General features: G+C 73.9%; 12 protein-coding genes and 1 pseudogene. 5 read left to right on the forward strand and 8 right to left on the reverse strand.

Annotated elements, in window-relative coordinates; translation table 11 throughout:
* Positions 1-5: 5 nt before the first annotated feature.
* A complete protein-coding gene (locus ACNF49_RS20865; protein ID WP_482944737.1) occupies positions 6-1,286 on the reverse strand; it encodes an FAD-binding oxidoreductase in 1,281 nt (426 codons plus the stop codon).
* 204 nt (positions 1,287-1,490) lie between these two features.
* Here ACNF49_RS20865 and ACNF49_RS20870 point away from each other — a divergent pair, with 204 nt between their 5' ends.
* Positions 1,491-4,556 (forward strand): ATP-binding protein, encoded by a 3,066-nt coding sequence (locus ACNF49_RS20870; RefSeq protein WP_482944738.1) that lies wholly within the window; start codon positions 1,491-1,493, stop codon positions 4,554-4,556.
* A gap of 29 nt (positions 4,557-4,585) precedes the next feature.
* Entirely contained in the window at positions 4,586-5,782 is a 1,197-nt protein-coding gene (gene ligD, locus ACNF49_RS20875) for a non-homologous end-joining DNA ligase (RefSeq protein WP_357964451.1), read from the forward strand.
* Positions 5,783-5,800: 18 nt separating this feature from the next.
* Here the strand turns inward: ligD and ACNF49_RS20880 are convergent, their stop codons facing one another.
* From ACNF49_RS20880 to ACNF49_RS20890, 3 genes and pseudogenes are all read right to left on the reverse strand, one after another.
* On the reverse strand, positions 5,801-7,219 hold the full coding sequence (locus ACNF49_RS20880) for an NAD(P)/FAD-dependent oxidoreductase (RefSeq protein WP_482945554.1): 1,419 nt from the start codon (positions 7,217-7,219) through the stop codon (positions 5,801-5,803).
* Positions 7,220-7,663: 444 nt separating this feature from the next.
* A pseudogene (locus tag ACNF49_RS20885) lies at positions 7,664-7,843 on the reverse strand (helix-turn-helix domain-containing protein); the annotation flags it as partial.
* A 134-nt stretch (positions 7,844-7,977) separates the two neighbouring features.
* A complete protein-coding gene (locus ACNF49_RS20890; protein ID WP_482944739.1) occupies positions 7,978-8,865 on the reverse strand; it encodes an SDR family oxidoreductase in 888 nt (295 codons plus the stop codon).
* Positions 8,866-8,952: 87 nt separating this feature from the next.
* Between ACNF49_RS20890 and ACNF49_RS20895 the strand changes: the two genes are divergently transcribed.
* Complete coding sequence (locus ACNF49_RS20895; protein ID WP_482944740.1) at positions 8,953-10,719, forward strand: thiamine pyrophosphate-dependent enzyme; 1,767 nt, start codon at positions 8,953-8,955, stop codon at positions 10,717-10,719.
* A gap of 18 nt (positions 10,720-10,737) precedes the next feature.
* Here ACNF49_RS20895 and ACNF49_RS20900 read toward each other — a convergent pair whose 3' ends face one another.
* Entirely contained in the window at positions 10,738-11,490 is a 753-nt protein-coding gene (locus ACNF49_RS20900; protein ID WP_482944741.1) for an IclR family transcriptional regulator, read from the reverse strand.
* 80 nt (positions 11,491-11,570) lie between these two features.
* On the opposite strand from ACNF49_RS20900, the gene ACNF49_RS20905 reads away from it, so the two are divergent.
* Together ACNF49_RS20905 and ACNF49_RS20910 are read left to right on the forward strand one after the other, a co-directional pair.
* The gene (locus ACNF49_RS20905) at positions 11,571-12,731 is read left to right on the forward strand and encodes a 4-hydroxybenzoate 3-monooxygenase (RefSeq protein WP_357964442.1); all 1,161 of its coding nucleotides are present in this window, start codon (positions 11,571-11,573) and stop codon (positions 12,729-12,731) included.
* Positions 12,732-12,786: 55 nt separating this feature from the next.
* Positions 12,787-13,092 (forward strand): DUF6401 family natural product biosynthesis protein, encoded by a 306-nt coding sequence (locus ACNF49_RS20910; protein WP_357964440.1) that lies wholly within the window; start codon positions 12,787-12,789, stop codon positions 13,090-13,092.
* 103 nt (positions 13,093-13,195) lie between these two features.
* Here the strand turns inward: ACNF49_RS20910 and ACNF49_RS20915 are convergent, their stop codons facing one another.
* The 3 genes from ACNF49_RS20915 to ACNF49_RS20925 form a co-directional block, all read right to left on the reverse strand.
* Positions 13,196-14,050: a mechanosensitive ion channel family protein gene (locus tag ACNF49_RS20915; RefSeq protein ID WP_482945555.1), complete on the reverse strand. Its 855-nt coding sequence runs from the start codon at positions 14,048-14,050 to the stop codon at positions 13,196-13,198.
* Between the two features lie 122 nt (positions 14,051-14,172).
* A complete protein-coding gene (locus tag ACNF49_RS20920) occupies positions 14,173-14,607 on the reverse strand; it encodes a hypothetical protein (protein ID WP_482944742.1) in 435 nt (144 codons plus the stop codon).
* Positions 14,608-14,737: 130 nt separating this feature from the next.
* Positions 14,738-16,111 (reverse strand): NAD(P)/FAD-dependent oxidoreductase, encoded by a 1,374-nt coding sequence (locus ACNF49_RS20925; RefSeq protein WP_482944743.1) that lies wholly within the window; start codon positions 16,109-16,111, stop codon positions 14,738-14,740.
* Between the last annotated feature and the right edge of the window lie 119 nt (positions 16,112-16,230).

Here is a 16,230-nt window from a genome sequence, read left to right on the forward strand (position 1 = left end):
GCCGGTCAGCCGAGCACCGGGAAGTTGGACCTGATGACGCTGAGCGGGTCGCGGGCGCGCTTGAGGTCGCGCAGCCTGGCCAGCGTCTCGGGCGAGAAGGCCGCCGCCGCCTGCTCCCCGCCGTGCAGCATCGTGAACGGACGCCGCCCGGTGCTGAACGGCACCAGCGACTTGCCGAGCCGCTCCATCCGCTCCGACACCTCCGGCGACGGCAGGCCCAGCGCGTGCACGAGGTACGGCTCCGTCAGCCGCTCCACCGCGCCCCCGCCCTCGACCGGCCTGGCCACGGCCCCGCCCAGGTGCCGGACCTGCACCGCCAGCAGCGGCTCGATCGGCTCGCCGGCCAGCACGCCGGCGACCTCGTCGTCCAGCCTGGTCAGCAGCTCGGTGTGGCCCACGCCCGGGCTCGGGTCGACCGGCTCGTCGCAGATCGAGGCCAGGTCGGCCACCGGCAGCCGCCGCCTGGTGTCGGCGATCGCCCCGCCCACCGCCTCGAACGGCCGCAGCAGCGCCCCCGGGTCGGCCCCGAGGTAGGTGCAGTCGGCCATGACGAAGCCGGGGGCCCCGGGCGGCGTCAGGAGCTGGAACCACACCGACAGCTCCTCCGGCGCGTCGGCGGTGACCTCGCGGAAGGCCGCCATGACCTGCTCGGCGCGGTCGGCCGGCCAGATGATCCGGCCGCCGTACAGGAAGGGCGCGGGGTGCAGGTCGAACTCCAGCGCCGTCACGATCGCGAAGTCGCCGCCGCCGCCGCGCAGGGCCCAGAACAGCTCGGGGTCGCGCTCGGCGGTCACCCTGACCCGGCCGCCGTCGGCGTCCACCGCCTCGACGGCGCGCACGCTGTCGGCGGCGAAGCCGTACTTGCGGCTGAACCAGCTCAGGCCGCCGCCCAGGGTGTAACCGGTCACGCTCACCACCGGCGAGCTGCCCGCCAGGCCGGTCAGCCCGAGCGGGCTCGCGGCCGCCAGCACCTCGCCCCACTTCACGCCCGCGCCGACGCGCGCCACCCCGTCGCGGATCTCCACCCCGCCCAGCCGGCCGGTACGCAGCAGGATCGTCCCCTCGGTGTCGCCCGACGCGCCGTGGCCGCCCGGCTGCGCGGTCACCGCCAGGCCGTGCAGGCGGGCGTAGCCGATCACGGCGGCCACGTCGTCGGCGTCGGCCGCCTCGACCACCGCGCGCACCGGCTGGTCCACCGCCAGGTTCCAGGGCCGTCGCGCCTGGTCGAAGCCGTCGTCGCCGGGAAGCAGCACCGGGCCGGCCGTCATGTTCCTCAGTTCGTTCATGTGATCGATGATGCGTCGCCCCACTTGCGTGGGAATTGGGGTTGACTTGAGGTCTGTGGAGTTCAGACTTTTCGGGCCGCTCGAGGTGGACGACGCCGACGGCCGCCGCCTCGACCTCGGCACCCGCAAGCAGCGCGCGGTGCTGGCCATGCTGGCGCTGGAACCGGGCCGCATCGTGCCGCTCGACCGGCTGATCGACGAGCTGTGGGCGGGGAGGCCCCGGCCAAGGCCACCGCCACGCTCCAGGCGTACGTGTCGCACCTGCGGCGGGTGCTCGAACCCGGACGCAGGCCGCGCACGCCGCCCCGGGTGCTGCTCACCCGCGAGCCCGGCTACCTGCTGGACATCGCGCCCGGCCAGACGGACGTCGCCCGCTTCGCCTCCTGGACGGCCGACGGCGCCCGGCTGGTGCGGCAGGGACGGCACGGCGAGGCGGCGCGGGTGCTCGACCGGGCGCTCGGCCTGTGGCGCGGCGAGCCGCTGGCCGAGTTCCCTGGGCTGGCGCCCGAGGTGCCGGCCCGGCTGGCGCAGCTGCGGCTGGCGGCCGAGGAGGACCGGCTGGAGGCGCGGCTGGAGCTGGGCGAGGCCACCGTGCCCGACCTGGAGGCGCTGGCCGAGGCGTACCCGTACCGGGAGCGGGCGTGGCGGCTGCTGGTGCTCGGGCTCTACCGGGCGGGCCGGCAGGCCGACGCGCTGGCCGCCCTGCGCCGGGTGCGCGGGCTGCTGGCCGGACGGCTGGGCATCGAGCCGGGACCGGAGCTCAGACGTCTGGAACAGGCCGTCTTCGACCAGTCCCCGGCCCTGGACGCCCCCGGCGCGACGACCGCCACTCCGGCGGCGGACCGGGGGACGGAGAAGGACGCGGAGGCCGCCCCGGAGCCCCCGCCGCAGCCCGTGCCGGTGGCCGGCCGGGGCGCGGGGGAGCGGCTGGTGGGAAGGGAGGCGGAGCTGCGGACCCTGGAGGAGCTGCTGGGCGCGGCGCGGGCCGGTCGGGGCGGGGCGGCGCTGGTCACCGGCGAGCCCGGCATCGGCAAGACCAGCCTGGCCAGGGCCGCCGCCGACCTGGCCGCCGCCCGCGGGTTCCGGGTGGAGTGGGGCAGGTGCCTGGACGACGCCAGGGCCCCGGCTTTCTGGCCGTGGACGCGGGCGGGCATGATCCCGCCGTCGCCGCACGCCGAGCTGTTCGACCTCTACGACGCCGTGCTCGACTCGCTGCGCGGCGGCCCGCTGCTGCTGGTGCTGGAGGACCTGCACTGGGCCGACGCCTCGTCGCTGAAGCTGCTCGGCCACGTCGCCGGCGAGCTGGCGGGCACATCCGCCCTGGTGCTGGCCACCCTCAGGCCCGAGCCGGCCGGCCACCCGGCCCAGCTCCGCGAGACCCTGGCCGCCCTGTCCAGGGAGGGCCGCAGGCTGCCGCTCGCGCCGTTCGACGCCGACGGGGTGCGCGACTTCCTGCGCCTGCGCGAGGTGAGCGCCGACCCCGGGGAGCTGCTCGACCGCTCCGGCGGCAACCCGTTCTACCTCACCGAGCTGCTGCGGCTGCCCGAACGCGAACGCCATCTCGTCCCGCCCGGCGCGCGCGACGTGATCGACCGCAGGCTGGCCAGGCTGCCCGGGCCGACGCTGGACCTGCTCAGGGCCGCCGCCGTCGCGGGCCGCGAGGTCGAGGTGGACCTGCTGGCCGCGCTCGTCGAGCAGCCGGTCGAGGAGGTCATGACCGGCCTGGAGCCCGCCCTGGCCGCCGGGCTGCTGACCGAGGCGGCCGACTACCGCTTCTCGCACGCCCTCGTCCGCCAGGCCCTCGACGCCGGCCTCACCACGCTCGCCCGCGCCCGGCTGCACCTGCGCGCCGGCCTGCACCTGGAGAGCGTGCCCGGCGCCGACCCGGCGCTGCTGGCCGGCCACTTCGCCGCGGCGGCCAGGCTGGGCGGCGCGCCCAAGGCCGTCACGCACGCCGGCGAGGCCGCCGCCCAGGCCGCCGCCCGGCACGGCTACCAGGAGGCCGTCGAGCTGTGGGAGCTGGCGCTCGCCCACCTCCCGCCCGGCGACTCGCCGCGGCGCTGCCGGCTGCTCACCGAGCTGGGCCGGGCCCGCCGCAGCCTGGGCGACGCCGCCGGCGCCCACCGCGACCTGGACGAGGCCGTCGCCCGGGCCCAGCGGCTCGGCGACAAGGACGCGCTGGTGGCCGCGGTCTCGGTGTTCGGCGGGCTGTCGGTGTGGAACTGGCGGCCGTACGGCGTCGTGGACGAGACGATGGTCGCGGTGCTGGAGGACCTGCTCGCCGGTGGTGTGGACCCGGCGTCCAGGGCGGCGCTGCTCGGCACGCTCGGCATCGAGCTGCACTACGGCCCGCGCCGCGCGGAGGGCGAGCGGCTGGCGCTGGCGGCCGTCGAGCTGGCCCGCGGCCTGGACGACCCGATGCTGCTGGCCAAGGCGCTGAACAACTACCTGATCGCCGGGTTCGTCCCGGGCCGCAACGACGCGCGGCGCAGGGCGGCCGAGGAGATGCTGGCCGTCCCCGGCCTGCCCAGGGAGGCCCGGCTGGTCGGGCGCGTCCTGCGCATGTCGTGCCTGCTGCGCGCGGGCGACCTGGCCGAGTGGGCCAGGGACCTGGACCGCTGCGAGCAGCTCCTGCACGAGGTCGCCAGGCCCGAGCTGGAGGCCATGGTCCGCGTCTCGCAGACCGCCGCGCACACCCTGCACGCCCGCTGGGACGAGGCCGAGGCCCTGCTCGGCCGCTTCCCCGGGCTCGCGTTCGGCGGCAGCCTGTGGGGGATCGAGGCGCGCCGCCTGGGCACCCTCTACACCTGCAGACGGGGCCAGGGCCGGGGCGCGGAGCTGCTGGAGGAGCTGGTGGCGGCGGGGGAGCGGCCGCTGATGAGCCCGGTGCGCCCGCTGGCCGTGCTCGCGGCGCTGGAGGCCGGGCGGCCGGAGCTCGCCCAGGAGCTGATCGGCCGCTGGGGGGTGGAGCTGCGCGAGGACTGGGCCGCGGACTTCCTGCACCCCGTCTGGGGGCTGGTGGCCGCCCGCCTCGGCACGCCCGACCCCGCCGAGCTGTACGAACGGCTGCTGCCCATCGCCGGCCAGCTCCTCGTCATGGGCATGGGCAGCGCCGCCTGGGGCTCGGTGCACGACGTGCTGGCCGAGCTGGCCCGGCGGCTCGGCCGCGGACGGGAGGCGCGCGAGCACAACGAGGCCGCCGTCGAGCTGCACCGGCGGCTCGGGCTGACGTACTGGGAGACGCGCAGCCGGGGGTGGCGTCCCGGCTGACTGTCGGACCCGCCGCGTATCGTGATCTCATGCCTGACATCGAGGTCGCGGGCCGCTCCGTCCGCGTCACCAGCCCCGACAAGGTGGTCTTCCCGCGGTCCGGCCACACCAAGCTCGACCTGATCCGGTTCTACCAGGCGGTCGGTGAGGCGGCGCTGCGCGGCGTGCACGGGCGGCCGATGGTGCTCAAGCGGTTCGTCCACGGCATCGAGCAGGAGGCGTTCTTCCAGAAGCGCGCGCCGGCCAAGCGGCCCGACTGGATCGAGGTGGCCGAGCTGCGCTACCGGTCCGGGCTGAGCGCCGAAGAGGTGGTCTGCACCGATCTGGCGCAGTTGCTCTGGGTGGTCAACCTCGGGTGCGTCGACCTCAACCCCCACCCGGTCCGCGCCGACGACCTGGCCAGGCCCGACGAGCTGCGCATCGACCTCGACCCCGTCCCCGGCGTCGAGTGGGCCGACGTGCTGGCGACCGCGCAGGTGGCGCGGGAGGTGCTGGCCGACCACGGGCTGGTCGCCTGGCCCAAGACGTCCGGGTCGCGGGGGTTCCATGTCTATGCCCGGATCGACCGGCGGTGGTCGTTCGCCCAGGTGCGCAAGGCGGCCGAGACCGTGGCGCGCGAGGTCGAGCGGCGGGCCCCCGACCTGGCGACCAGCCGGTGGTGGAAGGAGGAGCGCCACGGCGTGTTCGTCGACTTCAACCAGAACGCCTACGACCGCACGGTCGCCTCGGCGTACTCGGTGCGGGCGGTGCCCGACGCCCGCGTGTCCACCCCGCTGAGCTGGGAGGAGGTGCCCGGCTGCCGGCCCGAGGAGTTCACCGTCGACAGCGTGCCGAAGCGGCTGGCCGAGATCGGCGACCCGTGGGAGGACATCGACCTGCACGCCGGCTCGCTCGACGGCCTGCTGGAGCTGGCCGAGGAGCTCGGGCCCGCGCCCAAGCCGCCCAAGGGCAGCGGGCGCAGGCAGCAGACCATGCCGGTCGTCGAGATCGCCAGGGCCCAGCACAAGGAGGAGGCCCTGGCCGGGCTCGACCGCTGGAAGGCCCGCCACCCCGAGGTCGCGGCCCTGCTGGAGCCCGCCGACGTGCTGGTCGACGGCATGCGCGGGCGCAGCAGCGTGTGGTACCGGATCCGGGTCAACCTCCAGCACGTGCCGGAGCAGGAGCGGCCGGCGCAGGAGCCGCTGGAGGTCGACTACGACCCCTGGCAGGGCGCCGGCGGCCCCTGACCGGTCCGGTGGGGCGGGTCAGCGGCCGGAGACGAGGTTGCCGAGGCGGGCGTAGAGCGAGGTGCCGGTGCCGCGGTCGTTCTCGTGGCGGTCGGCGGCCCGGAACAGCGTGTAGATGAGCTGCACGCCCGCCCACCGCAGCGGCTCCGGCTCCCACTGCCGCACCTGCCGGCCCACCCACGGCAGCGCCGTCAGCTCGGTGTCCCGCCGCAGCACCAGGTCGCGCAGCGTGCGCCCGGCCAGGTTCGTGGTGGTGACGCCGCTGCCGACGTACCCGCCGGCCCAGCCCAGCCCGCTCGCGTGGTCGAGGTGCACGGTCGAGCACCAGTCGCGCGGCACGCCGAGCACCCCGCACCACGAGTGCTGCACCCGCGCGTCGGCCGCCGCCGGGAAGAGCTTCACCAGCATCCGCCACAGCAGCGCCACCGTCCGCGCCTGGGTGGCGCCCCGGCGGTCGGTCCGCGACCCGAACCGGTACGGCACCCCCCGCCCGCCGATCGCGATCCGGTCGTCGGCCGTGCGCTGGGCGTAGACGTAGGCGTGGGCCTGGTCGCCGAGCAGTTCGTGCCCGGCCCAGCCGATGTGCTTCCACACCTCGGCGGGCAGCGGCTCGGTGACGATCATGGAGCTGTTCATCGGCAGCCACTGCCGGTGCTGCCCGGCCAGTGACGCGGTGAAGCCCTCGGTGGCGCGGATGACGTAGTCGGCCGAGACGATGCCGAGCGGCGTGTGCGCGGTCGCCTTGCCGCCGCCCACGCGCGGCCGGATCTCGGTCACCGTCGTGCCCTCGAAGACGTCCACGCCCAGCGCGGCCACGGCCGAGGCCAGCCCGACGGCGAGCTTGGCCGGCTGCACGCGGGCGCAGTGCGGCGAGTACGCGGCCTCCAGCGTGCCCGCCACCTGGAGGCGTTCGCGCTGCTCGTCGCGGTCCATGAGCCGCATGTCGTCCTCGCCGTACCCCCAGGAGCGCAGGTCGGCGACCTCCTCGCGGAGCCGCCGCCGCTGGGCCGGGTTGGTCGCCACGTGCACGAGACCGCCCTTGTGCACGTCGGCGTCGATGCCCTCGGCGCGGGTGACGTCGATGACCTCGTCCACCGCGCGGAACATGGCGTGCTGGAGGTCGATCATGGCCTGCCGGCCGCGGGCCTTGGCGTGCCGCTCGCGGGAGCCGGCGAACTCGGCCGACAGCCAGCCGCCGTTGCGCCCGGAGGCGCCGAACCCGGCGAACTCCTTCTCCAGGATCGCGATCCGCAGGTCGGGCTGAGCCTTCTTCAGGTAGTACGCCGTCCACAGGCCGGTGTAGCCGCCGCCGACGATCGCCACGTCGTACTCGCGGGAGCCGGGCAGCGAGGGCCGCCTGGCCGGCAGGCCGATCTGCCGGTACCAGAACGAGACGCCCCCGTTGGCGAAGTCGTCGGTGAGCGGGATGCCTGTCATGACTGTTCTGCCTCCACGGCTGCTGCTTGCCCGTCCGTTGTTTCCCCGTCCGCTCTCTCCCCGGCGGACGGGGTGGGCGGGCTGATCACCCAGAGCACCTCGGCGGTCTCGTCGCCGTCGTTGACCACCCGGTGCGGGACCGAGGTGCGGTACTCCACGCTGTCGCCGGGCCCCAGCGGGTGCGCGGCGGCGGAGCCCGGCGGGGCCCAGCCAGAGCGTGAGGCTGCCGCGCAGCACGAGGAAGATCTCCTGCGAGTCGCCGTGCGTGTACGGCTCGTCGCCGGTGGAGGCGCCGGGGTCGAACTCGCCGGCGTACATCTCCACAGTGCGCAGCGGGCGCTGGGAGATCAGGAACTTGCGGGTGCCCGGCGCGGTGGCCAGCTCGGGACGCTCGGCGCGGCGCACCACGCGGTGGGCGGGCTCGTCGTCCTCGTTGAACAGGTCGGCCACGGTGATGCCGAGCGCGGAGGCGATCCTGCGCAGCATGCCGATGCTCGCGCTGGTCTGCCCGCGTTCGAGCTGGCTGATGAAGCTGGGGCTCGCCTTGGCCTCGCCGGCCAGGGCGCGCACGGTCATGCCGCGCATGCCTCGGTAGACCCGGATGCGGGTGCCCAGGTCCGTCATCGAACCTCTCGATCGGTCAGGCTGAACAAGTTGTTCAGTGACGGTACCGACGGCGGAGAAAGCCCAGCAAGAGGGGGGTGCCTAACGAATCGGTAACCGGTCTCAGCCGCGGGGCTGCGTGGGTCGGCCGCGGGTCAGCCGCGGGTGGGCCGCTGGTAGCCCTCGTCGCCGCCGTAGACGCGCACGGACGGGTCCCGCTCGGGCTGCGTGGCCGGGCTGGTCGGCGAGGCGGTGTGCTCCTCGGCGAAGTCGTCCGAGGGCACGGGCGGCGGCGGGAACAGGTAGTCGTGCCAGGTGATCCGGCCCTTGGGATCGGCCTCGGTGGTGAACGCGCCCGCGCGCTGCGCGGCGGCCAGCCGGCCCGGGATGCGCACCGGCAGGCACAGGCGGCGCAGGCGGCGGGCGTCCAGCCAGGTCCTGGTCAGCTCCCCGGTGCCGAGGACCTGCGGGCCGCCGTACTCGACGACGGCGCAGGCCGGGCCGCCGGCCAGCAGCGCGGCCAGGCGGCCGGCGACGTCGTCCACGTGCACCGGCTGCCACAGCAGGGAGCGGTCCACGGGCAGCACGGGCAGCGCCGACAGGTCGCGCAGCAGCCGGTCCACCGACTGGTGGAACGGGGTGGCGCGGATGACCGTCCAGGCCATGCCGCTCTCCCGGACCAGCCGCTCGGCCTCCAGCTTGTGGCGGTGACCCGGCGCGCGGTCCGCGCCGGCGATCGAGGGCAGCAGCACGTGCGAGGCCCCGGCCGCGCGGGCCGCCGCGGTCAGCGTGCGGGTGCCGGCCAGGTCCACCTGGGCGCGCCCCTGCCGGCCGCCGGTGGCCAGGTGCGCGACGGCCTCGACCTGCCGGACGGCCTCGGCGACGCCCTTGCCCGAGGCCAGATCGCCCCACACCCACTCCACGCCCCCGCGGTCCTCGTGCCGGGTACGACTGAGCGCCCGTACCCGATGTCCCGCCTTGAGCAGGACGGGCACCAGGGCCCTGCCGAGGGTGCCGGTGGCTCCTGTGACCAGAATGCGCATGCCGGGTCCATACCCGCGAATCCCCAGAGATGACAATGATTTTCGTGACGAGGTCTGTGGACGGCGGTGCGGGGTAGAGCCGCCAATATGGCTCGTATCGCATCCGAATCCCTGATCGAACGGCTCGCCGAGTGGGGCGTGGACACCGTCTTCGGTCTGCCCGGCGACGGCATCAACGGCATCATGGAGGGGCTGCGCCGTCACCGTGACCGGGTGCGGTTCGTGCTGGTGCACCACGAGGAGGCCGCCGCCTTCATGGCCACCGGCTACGCCAAGGCCACGGGACGGATCGGTGTGTGCCTGGCCACCTCCGGCCCCGGTGGCATCCACCTGCTCAACGGCCTCTACGACGCCAAGCTCGACCACGTCCCCGTGCTGGCCATCACCGGCATGCAGGAGACCGCCGTGCTCGGCACCGGCTATCAGCAGGAGGTCCACCTCGACAAGCTGTTCGCCGACGTGGCCGAGTACAACATGATGATCACCAACCCGGCCCAGCTGCCCTCGCTGGTGGACCTGGCCGTCCGGACGGCCTACGCGCGGCGCGGCGTCGCCCATCTCACGCTGCCCAACGACATCCAGGTGGCCGAGGCGGGGGAGGACCCGTACCGGACGGTCGCGCCGGTGCGGGCGCCGGAGACGGCGCCGATCTACCTGCGGCCCCCGGGGCTGCCGCGCCAGGAGGACCTGGCGCGGGCCGCCGAGGTGCTCAACGCCGCCGAACGGCCCGCCATCCTGGCCGGGCAGGGCGCGCTGCACGCCCGGCAGGAGGTGCTGGCCGTGGCCGAGGCGCTGGGCGCGCCGGTGGTCAAGACGCTGCCCGGCAAGGCGGTCGTCCCGGACGACTCGCCGTACACGACGGGCGGCATCGGGCTGCTCGGCACCAAGCCGAGCGAGGAGCTGATGGACGAGGCCGACGTCCTGTTCATGATCGGCACGAACTTCCCCTACTCGAAGTTCCTCCCCGAGCCGGGCAGGGCGCGGGTGGTGCAGTTCGAGGCCGAGCCGACCAGGGCCGGGGCGCGGGTGCCGACCGACGTGCCCGTGGTGTGCGACGCCAAGGAGGGCCTGCGCGAGCTGCTGCCGCTGCTCGCCCGGCGCGACGGCGACGGCCACCTGGCCAAGTACCAGAAGCTCATGGCCAGGTGGCGCTCCGACATGGACAGCCTGGAGAACCCCGACAGGGACCCGATCGCCCCCCAGTACGCCATGTCCGTCCTGGACGACCTGGCCGCCGACGACGCCATCCTGACCTGCGACAGCGGCACGATCGCCACCTGGGCCGCCCGCCACTGGACGATCCGCGGCGGGCGCGAGTTCTACCTGTCGGGCACGCTGGCCACGATGGCGCCGGGCCTGCCGTACGCCATCGCCATGCAGCACGCCTTCCCCGGCCGGCAGGTCATCGCCTACGTCGGCGACGGCGGGTTCGCGATGCTGATGGCCGAGTTCCTGACCGCCGCCCAGCACCGGCTGCCGGTGAAGGTCGTCATCAACAACAACAACTCGCTCGGCCAGATCCTGTGGGAGCAGATGGTCCTCGGCTACCCCGAGCACGGCGTGCGCTTCGCCCAGCCGGAGGCCGACTACTCGGTCTGGGCCAGGGCGTGCGGCGGGTTCGGCGCCAAGGTCACCAAGGCCGGGGACGTGGTCGCGGCGATCAGGCAGGCGCTCGCCCACGACGGCCCCGCCCTGGTGGATGTGGACGTCAACCCGAACGAGCCGCCCATGCCCGGCAAGGTCTCCTACGACCAGGCCAAGAGCTTCGCCCAGGCGTTCCTGAAGGGGCAGCCGCACAAGGCGGCCATCGCGACCACCCTGTTCAAGGACCGCATCCAGAAGTTCACCGACTGACCGCCATCCGGCGGCCGGTCACGGGGTCCGGCAGGCGGCGGCGATCCGGGCGGCGGTCTCCAGGAGCGGGTCCACCAGCCGGGGCAGCTCGCGGGCGCGCCGCGAGGCCAGCACGATCCCCACGGCCGCCACCGCCCGCCCGTCCACCACGACCGGCGCCGCCGCCGAGCACGAGCCGAGCGTCATCTCCTCGTGCGTCAGCGCGTAGCCCTGGGCCCGCACCGCCGCCAGCTCCCTGGCCAGCCGGCCCGGCTCGGTGACGGTGTGCGGCGTGGGCCGTTCGAGCGCGCGGGCCAGGTACGCCTGCACGAACCACTCCGGCTCGAAGGCCAGCAGCGCCTTGCCCACCCCGGTCGGGTGCATCGGCAGCCGCCCGCCCGTGCGCGAGACGATGGGCACGGCCCGCCTGCCGTACACCTTGTCCACGTACAGGACCTCCAGGCCGTCGCGGACGGCGAGGTGCACGTTCTCGCCGGTGGTGGCGAACAGCTCCTGGAGCCAGGGGTGCGCGCGGCCCTGGAGGCTGCCGGGCGCGAGCTGGCCGAGCTCCCACAGCCGCAGCCCCACCCGCAGCCGCCCGTCGGGGGAGCGGCTGAGCGCCTGCCACTCCTCCAGCTCGGCCACCAGCCGGTGGGCCGTGCTCAGCGGCACCCCGCTCCGCCTGGCCAGGTCGGTCAGCGTGAGCTGCGGATGAGCCGCGTCGAACGCCCCCAGGATGGCCAGCACCTTGGACGTCACCGTCTGCCCCGGACGCCGGGCTCCTCCGGACATGACCACACTCCTGCACAATTCTTCCACTCAGTGGAAGAGGCTACTCGGCTCCCGGGGCCGGCAGGCAGCAGACTTCCCTCATGCGAACTCAGGTCGGGATCATCGGCGCGGGCCCCGCGGGCCTGCTGCTGTCTCATCTGCTCCACCTGCGCGGCATCTCCTCGGTGGTGCTGGAGAAGCGCAGCCGCGCCTACGTCGAGCGGCGGGTCCGCGCGGGCGTCCTGGAGCAGGGCACGGTGGACACGCTCGTCGAGGCGGGGGTCGGCGCCCGCATGCTGCGCGAGGGCCTGCCCCACCACGGCATCGAGCTGCGGTACGGCGGCGCGGGCCACCGCATCGCCTTCGACAAGCTCGTCCCCGGCCGCGCCATCACCGTCTACGGCCAGCAGGAGGTCGTCAAGGACCTGATCGCGGCCCGGCTGGCGGCGGGCGGCGACCTGCGGTTCGAGGTCGAGGACGTCGCGGTGCACTCGCCGGGCTCCGAGCCGTACCTCACCTTCGGCGGCGAGCGGCTCGACTGCGACGTGATCGCCGGGTGCGACGGCTTCCACGGCGTCTCGCGTCCGAGCGTCCCGGACGGGGTCCTGGAGGTGTTCGAGCGGGAGTACCCCTTCGCCTGGCTCGGCGTCCTGGCCGAGGTGGCGCCCTCGTCGGAGGAGCTGATCTACGCCAGGACCGAGCGCGGCTTCGCGCTGCACAGCATGCGCTCGCCCACGGTCAGCCGCTTCTACCTCCAGGTCCCGGCCGACGCCGACGTGGCCCAGTGGCCGGACGAGCGCGTCTGGGCCGAGCTGAAGGCCCGGCTGGAGACCGTCCCTGGCTTCGAGCTGACCACGGGCGAGATCATCGAGAAGGGCGTCACGCCGATGCGCTCCTTCGTCGCCGAGCCCATGCAGTACGGGCGGCTCTACCTGGCCGGGGACGCCGCCCACATCGTGCCGCCGACCGGCGCCAAGGGGCTGAACCTGGCCGTGGCCGACGTCCGGGTGCTGACCGAGGCGCTGGCGGCCTTCTTCGAGCACGGCTCGTCGGAGCTGCTCGACGGCTACTCGCGGGCATGCCTGAAGCGGGTGTGGCGGGCGCAGCACTTCTCGTGGTGGATGACGACGCTGCTGCACACCTTCGACGAGGACGACGCGTACGGACGGCGGCTGCAGACCTCCTACCTGGACTACGTCACCTCCTCGGAGGCGGCGGCGACCACGCTGGCGGAGAACTACGTCGGGCTGCCCTTCGACTGACGCGCCACCGCCCCCCAGGGCGGGCTGACCTCGGGCGATGCCTTAAAGTTGGCGCGTGGTTTTCGAGGAGGGCTGGGCGCTTTCGCCCCTGCGGTGGTTGATGGACACGCTGGGCCATGCCCAGCTCGCCAGGATGGAGTCCGAGCCGGCGCTGGTCGCGGCCGTGGACCAGCACGCGGCGCTGCTGCGTGACGCGATCCCGCTCGACCGCGAGACCCTCGGCGACTACCTGCTGGGCTTCCTCGACGAGCTGCGCCACCGCGGCTGGATCTTCAGCGGCGACCACGACGCGCCCGCGCTGCGGCTGACCGCGGTCTGCTGGCTCGCCCGCGAACAGGGCTTCCTCGCCGAACCCGCCTGAGCCGGCCGGCGGACCTCGGTTCCGGGGCGACCGCCAGGGAGGCGGGCCTGGGCGGGCCGCGGTGGGTCCGCGTGACCGGGCGCTCGTCCCGGCCACACGGAGCTCAGGTCTCCGGCGGGATGTCCGCGCGGGTCGCCCCGCCGGTCGTGCCCGTCGGGCCGGTCGGGCCGGTCGTGCCGGTGGTGCCGGTAGGGCCGGTCGTGCCGGGGGCGCCGGGCGTGGTCCGGGCCGGTTCGGCGGGCCGGGCCATCGAGCGGGCGTCCTCGCGTCCCCGCTGGTACGCCTCGGCGTGCGCCCTGGCCTGCGGCGCCTCCGCCTCGATCCGGCCGATCCAGCGCTCCCAGCGCTGCTGCATCGGGCGGACGAGCCCGCCGCCCAGGCCGATGGCCAGGATCGCGCCGATCGTGGCGAGCACGGTGATGAGCACCGGGGTCGTGACGGTCGTGGCGACGCCGATCTGGTTGAGCGCGGCGATGATGCCCAGCGCCCAGATGAAGACGGCCGCCGCGATGCCGAGCCAGCGTCCGTAGGACAGCCCGCCGAGCGCGCCGTCGACGAGATCCCTGACGGCCCGGGCGATCGCCCCGGCGATCACGATGATCACGATGGCGACCACGGCCTTGGGCAGCCAGCCCACCACCCCGTTGAGCAGCGCCGAGATCGGGTTGGGCCCGAAGACGCTGAAGGCGATCTGCAGGGTGATCAGCAGGATCGCGTAGTAGACGAGCTTGGCGAGCAGCCCGCTGGCGTCGTACCGGCTGCTTTCGAGCCAGCGCTGCACGCCGCTGCGGTGTACCGCCCGTTCGAACCCGACGCGGTCGAGGATCTTGTCCACGAGCTTCTGCAGCGCCTTCGCCACGATCCACCCGATGATCAGGATCACCAGGAACGCGACCAGCCTGGGCACGAACGTCGCGACCTGTCGCCAGGCGTCCGTCAGGCCTTGGCCAATATTGATGTCCACGGTTTCCTCCAGGACGAGGAGCCAATGGAGTCGCGGTACCCGGCTGAACTGGGACTATGCACGCATTGCTACCAAATTTTCGCGCAGTGTTACATTTGTACAAGTGCGCGCAGGCGTCAGTAGAGCCGGCGCAGGTCCATCTGGAAGTTCTGGTGCCAGGTCTGGCCGCCGTCCACGGTGGTCTCGCCGATCTCGTGCCAGGTCGTGGCGGTGAACGTCAGCGTGTAGCGGCTGGTGTAGCCGGGCGTCTGGAGGCTCCACTGGAAGGTGTCGTCGCCGACCACCGGCACCACCGTGGTGACGTAGCCGCGCGAGAACGCCTCCCAGCGGTACTGGCCGGTCGCCTCGTTGTAGTTGATCACCGCCAGGGCGCTGTCCACGATCGTGCGCGGGTCGGCCTTGTCGCGGCCCTGACCCTCGACCGAGATCACCAGGTCGCCCGCCTGCCGGCGCACCCGCTCGGTCTGCAGGAACTCCTGCCGCGTCCCGGAGGGCGTGACGGTCCAGCCCGCCCCCGCCCACGTACCGATCATGAACGAGAGCCGCCGCATGGCCTCCGCCTGCCCGGCGAACGCCTGCCCGGCCGCGGCCGAGGAGGGCGTCCGGGCGGCCGTCGCCGGGCCGGGGAGAGCAGGGCCGCCAGTAAGGCGAGCGGCAGGAGCAGGCGGACCAGTGACTTCATCAAGGCGTCCTCGTCAGTGAGCGGCTGATGCCGAGCCGGGGGTGGGCGGTCAGGTAGAGGCCGGTGGCGGCGTCGTACAGGTCGTTGGCGTCCATGCGCATGGGGGCCAGGGTGCTGCCGGCGGGCGTGACGTTGCGCAGGGCGCGCAGCCCCGCGTCGTGGGCGGCGGTCACCAGCTCGCTCATCGGCGCGGTGCCGCCGGCGGTGGTGGCGTCGGTCAGGTCGGACAGCCCGGCCGTGATCGCGGCGAACGCGTGGTCGGACCTCTCGCCCCTGACCAGGTGCTGGGCCAGCCAGAAGTATCTGGCCCGGCCACGGTACTGCCGGTAGACCGAGGAGACCATGGTCAGCAGCCGCTGGTAGGCGTTGCGGTACAGGGACTCGTAGAAGCCCTGGGCCTCCTGCTCGCTCACCTCGCCGCGTTCGGTGGCCGTGATCGAGGCCGCGGCCAGCAGGGCGCTGTACATGGCCAGGTGCACCCCGGTCGACAGCAGCGGGTCGAGGAAGCAGGCGGCGTCGCCGGCGATGCGGTAGCCGGGGCCGCAGAAGGAGTCGGCCACGTACGAGAAGTCCTGCTCGATGCGCACCGGGCCGGTGAACCTGCCGACCAGCCCCGCCACGGTCGGCGACTCGGCCACCACCGCGTGGAACATCTCCTCCGGCGACCCGTAGTGGGGACGCCGCTCCAGGAAGCGCGTCTGGTGGGTGACGAAGCCGACGCTGAACACCTCGCCGCGCAGCGGGATCACCCAGTACCACCCTTCCGGTGCGGAGATCACGTTGATGCCGCCGCCCGGCGTGCCGGGAAGGAGGTCGCCGCCCTGGTAGTAGCCCCAGATCGCGACGTTCCTGAAGACGTCGTGCGGTCGTCGGTCACGGAAGTGCTGCGCCGACAGTACCCCGGCGCGTCCGGAGGCGTCGACCACGTGATCGAAGCGCTCCAGGCCGCGGTCCCACTCTGCGGCGCAGGCGCGGCCGTCCTCGAACAGCACGCGCCTGACCCTGGCCCGCTGGATCACCTCGACGCCCTGGGAGGCGGCGTGGTCGAGCAGCACCTGGTCGAAGTCGTCCCGGTCCACCTGCCAGGAGCGCACCTCGGGGCCGAACGTGGCCGCCCAGTTCACCGTCCAGTCGCGCTCGGCGCCCCAGCGCAGCAGCAGGCCCTCCTTGACGGGGTAGCCGCGCTCCTCGATCTTCTCGTGCGCCCCGGCGTAGTCGATGATCGTCCGGCAGGACGGCGAGACGGACTCGCCGATGTGGTAACGCGGGAAACGTTCGCGTTCCAGCAGCCGGACGTCCATTCCGTTACGGGCCAGCAGCGTCGCGGCGATCGAGCCCGCCGGGCCGCCGCCGATCACTAATACCCTGGTCATCGCGAGCCCTTCCGATAATCGATACGTATTACGCAGTGACGGGCCCGACAGGTGGGGCCCAATACGTAGGCCGATACGTATATTCCGGCGTTATTCTGGACCGCCGGCCCGGCCTGTTC

It is taken from the genome of Actinomadura sp. ATCC 39365, from assembly GCF_054392275.1.

Coding starts and splice junctions, on each gene's coding strand:
- ACNF49_RS20865 (WP_482944737.1), bottom strand. CDS start 1,286: ATGAACGAACTGAGGAACATGACGGCCGGCCCGGTGCTGCTTCCCGGC.
- ligD (WP_357964451.1), top strand. CDS start 4,586: ATGCCTGACATCGAGGTCGCGGGCCGCTCCGTCCGCGTCACCAGCCCC.
- ACNF49_RS20880 (WP_482945554.1), bottom strand. CDS start 7,219: ATGACAGGCATCCCGCTCACCGACGACTTCGCCAACGGGGGCGTCTCG.
- ACNF49_RS20890 (WP_482944739.1), bottom strand. CDS start 8,865: ATGCGCATTCTGGTCACAGGAGCCACCGGCACCCTCGGCAGGGCCCTG.
- ACNF49_RS20895 (WP_482944740.1), top strand. CDS start 8,953: ATGGCTCGTATCGCATCCGAATCCCTGATCGAACGGCTCGCCGAGTGG.
- ACNF49_RS20900 (WP_482944741.1), bottom strand. CDS start 11,490: ATGTCCGGAGGAGCCCGGCGTCCGGGGCAGACGGTGACGTCCAAGGTG.
- ACNF49_RS20905 (WP_357964442.1), top strand. CDS start 11,571: ATGCGAACTCAGGTCGGGATCATCGGCGCGGGCCCCGCGGGCCTGCTG.
- ACNF49_RS20920 (WP_482944742.1), bottom strand. CDS start 14,607: ATGCGGCGGCTCTCGTTCATGATCGGTACGTGGGCGGGGGCGGGCTGG.
- ACNF49_RS20925 (WP_482944743.1), bottom strand. CDS start 16,111: ATGACCAGGGTATTAGTGATCGGCGGCGGCCCGGCGGGCTCGATCGCC.